Below are 4,403 nucleotides of genomic sequence, written 5' to 3' on the forward strand. Positions count from 1 at the left end.
GGGCGCGTGCCGGGTCGGCGAGCCCGCCGCCGTCCCCGAGGCCGAGGAAGTGGCGCACCTGCCACGCCTGGGTGCGCCGGGCCGCCGGGCCGGTCGGGGCGGCCCACGGCGGATAGACGCGGAAGCCGCGCCTGCCGCCGGAGCCTCCCGAGGAGACGATCCCGTGGTCGCGCAGCGTCTCGCGGGGGAAGACGAACTGCCCGAAGCCTTCGCCGTCGCGGCAGCCGACGACGAAGAGGTCCACCGCGTCGGCCGCGTCGAAGGGCCGGATCGGGCCCGCCTCGGACCTCTGCCACAGGGTGACGAACTGCCCCGCCCTCGCCGGGGTGGTCCTGGCCGCGCGGAACCGGACCGAGCGGCCGTCGAGCGTGAACCCGCAGGCCGCGTACGCCGCGCTCTCCGGTTCGGGCACGGGGGGCGAGCAGGCGAACCCGGCCGGGTCGTAGACCAGCGCCTTCGCCGCCAGCAGGTCGCCGTGGAGCCCCGCCCACGCCTCGTCCGTCACCGCGCCGCCGCCATGCCGTCATCCTGCCATCGGGCCGGTGGGCACCACCACCCGGCAATGGCCACCCGGCCGACGGCCCGTCCGCGGGGGCCTCCGGGTGTCCTACAGCCGCTCGGCGAGGGCCGCCAGCAGCTCCGCCACGGCCGCGGGGCCCGGGAGCACCAGGTCCGCGCGCTCCGCCAGCTCCGGCACCTCGCTCCCGCTGCACACGAGCAGCCCCGGCACCCCGTCCGACCGCAGTTTCCCGACCGCGGCGAAGGCCGCGAGGTCGCCGAGGTCGTCCCCCGCGTACAGGACGGCCCCGGCACCGGACCGGCGCACATGGGCGTCGAGGGCGACCCCCTTGTCCATGCCCGGGGGGCGCAGTTCGAGGACCAAGCGCCCCGGTTCGAGAACCAGCCCGTGGCGGGAGGCGAGCGAGGCCATCGGCTCACGCAGCGCCTCGAAAGGCGCCCTGCGGGTCGTCGGCGCGCCGGGTGTGGACGGCCACCGCCCGGCCCTTCTCCTCGATCCAGGCCCCTGCCGGACGCCGGCGGCCTCCAGGACGCCCGGCAGTTCGGCCCGGGCGGCGGCCACTCCGGGGTGCGCGGCCGGCCCGGTGACCGTGCCGGTGGCGGCGTCCCAGCGCTCGGCGCCGTAGTGGCCGAGCACCACGAGGTGGTCGAGCCCGGGCACTCCCGCGAAGCCCCCGTAGCGGACGGCGGTCCCGGCCGGGCGGCCGGTGACCACGGCCACGGAGGCGACCCTCGGGGCGAGCCGGGCGAGCGCGGGGACCACGCGCTCGTGCGCGCGGGCCTGCTCGGGGTCGGGCACGATCTCGGCGAGTGTGCCGTCGAAGTCGAGGGCCACGACGGTCTCGGCGGGCCGGTCGAGAACGGCCGCGAGTCCGTCGCGGCCCGCGGGGGTGGACGGCGTCGGCAGGGTGTGTGCGTACGGGGAGCTGCCCATGCCCCGACCTTAACGGCGGGATCTGCGTGCGTCCCTGACACGGCGAAGACGGTTCACGGTGACCGGATCGTGCACCAGGGCGCGGGGGTCGTCGAGGAGGGCGTTGAGCAGCTGGTAGTAGCGGACCGGGGAGATGCCGAGCTGCTCCCTGATCGCCCGCTCCTTGGCCCCGGGGCCGGACCAGGTGCGCCGTTCCATGGCGAGCACGGACTGCTCGCGGGCGGGCAGCCCGGTGCTCTGCGGCTCCTCGGTCATACGATCCAACCTATCGCCCGGCACCCCCACCCGGCCCCGGGCTCCGTCCGGGCCCGGTCCCGGCCGCGGACCCGGCCTACTCGGCCGCCTCGGCCTCGGCCGCGTCGCCGTCGATCTCGGAGAGGGTCGCCGCCACGCTGCCGCCGGGCTCCATCGCCTTGCCGATCTTCTTCTTGATGGTCTCGCTCACGGCCGCCCAGGAGGTCTTGCCGACCGGCGGGAGGACGGAGGTGGGCAGCGCGTGCAGGAACTCGCGCAGGTCCGCGTGCTCCGGGTCCTTCTCCATGGCCTCGGAGGCGGTGACCGTCGGCGGCAGCAGGTCGTTCTGCCGGGCGAAGGCGAGGACGTTGGCGTCGCTGAAGACGTAGTCGAAGAACGCGCCGATCTCCTTGCGGTGGCCGTTCTCCTTGAAGCCCATGATCCAGTCGGCGACGCCCATCGACCCCTTGGCCTCGCCCTCGCGCCCCGGCAGCTCGACCTTGCCGACGTCGACGCCCTCCTTCTCGGCGGCCTGCATCAGGGACGGGTGCCCGTTGAGCATGCCGACCTCACCGCGGGTGAACGCGGCGAAGGCGTCCTTGCGGTTGAGCTCGCCGGGGGCGACCGGCCCGGTCAGGCCGGGCTTGACCAGCTCGTCCCGGAGCCATTCGAAGGCGCTGATGTTGGCCTGGGAGTCGATGGCGTACTTGTCGACCGCGTCGGTGTAGCCGGTGCCGCCGCTCAGCAGCCACATCAGGGTCTCGGCCTGCGCCTCCTCCGGGCCGAGCGGCAGCGCGAAGGGGTAGCGGACCCCGCTGTCCTTGAGCGCCCGGGCGTCCTCGGCGAGTTCGTCCCAGGTCTCCGGCGTGCCCGTGATGCCCGCCTCGGCGAAGAGCTCCTTGTTGTAGAAGAGCAGCCGGGTGGAGGCCGCGAAGGGGAGACCGTACTGGGTGCCCTTGTACTCGCCCGCGTCGGTGAGCGGCACCAGGAAGTTGGACTGCACCGGCACCGACAGCAGCTGGTCGGCCGCATAGAGGCGACCGTCCGCGGCGTAGTCCGCGTAGGCGCCGATCTGGGCGACGTCGGGGGCGTTCCCGGCCTCCACCATCTCGGCGACCTTGCGGTCGACGTCGTTCCAGGACTCGATCTGCACCTCGACCTTGATCCCGGGGTGCTCGGCCTCGAAGGCGGTGGTGAGCTGCTCCCAGTAGACCTTGCTGGTCTGGCCGCCGGAGACGTCGTAGTCGGCGGCGACGAGATGGAGGGTGACATCGCCCGAACCCGTCGCGCCGCACCCTGTCAGCACGGCCGCCATGCCCAGTGCCGCGGTTGCGGCGGTCAGACCTATGAAGGGACGCTGCACTGCTCTCCCCACCCTCTGCTCGTCGGTTGCGCGCGTCCCCGTCGGCCCCCGTGACGCTCTGCGGATGAACGAAGATTGTCCCACGCATTGCCATGAGGTCTACACCAGTGCCGGTCTCGCTTTCGCAACGTCCCTGCACAACCCGTTCCGCTCCGCGACCGCCGCGCGCCCCACGCAGGCGCGGGGAGGCCCCCTCCGGGCGCCGGCGCACCCCCCTGCCTGCGGGCTTCGCCCCGTCCGAACGGATGGACGAGTTTGTATGGCTTGGCAACAATCTCGCCAAGTGGACTAGACCTATTCGGGTCCTCGGCGAAGCTGTTCCCCGTGAAACACGTCATCGCCCTCGATGTGGGCGGCACCGGCATGAAGGCCGCCCTCGTCGCGGCGGACGGGACCCTCCTGCACGAGCTGCGGCGGGCGACCGGGCGAAAGCGCGGCCCGGACGCCGTGGTGGAGTCGATCCTCGGCTTCGCCGAGGACCTGCGGGCCTACGGGCAGGAGCACTTCGGGGAGCCGGCGCTCGCCGCCGGGGTCGCCGTGCCCGGCATCGTCGACGCCGACCGCGGCATCGCCGTCTACGCGGCCAACCTCGGCTGGCGGGACGTCCCGCTGCGCAAGCTCCTCAGCGAACGGCTGGGCGGAATCCCGGTCGCCCTCGGGCACGACGTGCGCACCGGCGGCCTCGCCGAGGGCCGTATCGGCGCCGGGCTGGAGCCGACCGCTTCCTGTTCGTCCCGCTCGGCACCGGCATCGCGGGCGCGATCGGCATCGGCGGCACCATCGAGGCCGGCGCCCACGGCTACGCCGGCGAGATCGGGCACATCGTCGTCCGCCCCGGCGGCCCCGCCTGCGGCTGCGGCCAGCGCGGCTGCCTGGAGGCGCTCGCCTCCGCCTCCGCCATCACCCGCGCCTGGTCCGCCGCCTCCGGCGACCCGGACGCGGACGCGGCGGACTGCGCCGAGGCGGTCGCCTCCGGCGACCCGCGCGCGGTCGCGGTGTGGCAGGACGCCGTCGCCGCCCTGGCCGACGGACTCGTCACGGCCCTCACCCTGCTGGACCCCCGGACCCTGATCATCGGTGGCGGGCTCGCCGAGGCCGGGGAAACCTTGTTCACACCGCTGCGGGCGGCGGTCGAGGAGCGCGTCACCTTCCAGAAACTGCCCGCGATCGTCCCGGCGGCCCTCGGGGACACCGCCGGATGCCTGGGCGCAGGTCTGCTCGCCTGGGATCTACTCGCCACGGAGGTAACCGACTGATGGCCGCTCGCGCCACAGCCACCGTGCTGGCCGGAGCCCGTGTGGTGCTGCCGACCGGCGTCGTCGAGAACGGACGGGTCGTCGTCGAGGGCACGCG

General features: G+C 74.2%; 4 protein-coding genes and 1 pseudogene. 1 reads left to right on the top strand and 4 read right to left on the bottom strand.

The window, feature by feature from the left end; genetic code table 11:
• The 4 genes from ACFQWG_RS14200 to ACFQWG_RS14215 all read right to left on the bottom strand — a co-directional run.
• Nucleotides 1–505: MepB family protein (locus tag ACFQWG_RS14200; protein WP_380976530.1), on the bottom strand; the 505-nt coding region annotated here is incomplete at its 3' end.
• Between the two features lie 102 nt (nucleotides 506–607).
• A complete protein-coding gene (otsB, locus tag ACFQWG_RS14205; RefSeq protein WP_380976532.1) occupies nucleotides 608–1,453 on the bottom strand; it encodes a trehalose-phosphatase in 846 nt (281 codons plus the stop codon).
• A 9-nt stretch (nucleotides 1,454–1,462) separates the two neighbouring features.
• Nucleotides 1,463–1,708 (bottom strand): DUF3263 domain-containing protein, encoded by a 246-nt coding sequence (locus ACFQWG_RS14210; RefSeq protein WP_256524191.1) that lies wholly within the window; start codon nucleotides 1,706–1,708, stop codon nucleotides 1,463–1,465.
• Nucleotides 1,709–1,784: 76 nt separating this feature from the next.
• Entirely contained in the window at nucleotides 1,785–3,062 is a 1,278-nt protein-coding gene (locus ACFQWG_RS14215) for an extracellular solute-binding protein (protein ID WP_380976535.1), read from the bottom strand.
• 351 nt (nucleotides 3,063–3,413) lie between these two features.
• Here ACFQWG_RS14215 and ACFQWG_RS14220 point away from each other — a divergent pair.
• Nucleotides 3,414–4,306, top strand: a pseudogene (locus ACFQWG_RS14220) (ROK family protein).
• The last annotated feature ends 97 nt before the right edge of the window (nucleotides 4,307–4,403 follow it).

The organism is Schaalia naturae (assembly GCF_042665795.1).
GTDB lineage: Bacteria > Actinomycetota > Actinomycetes > Actinomycetales > Actinomycetaceae > Pauljensenia > Pauljensenia naturae.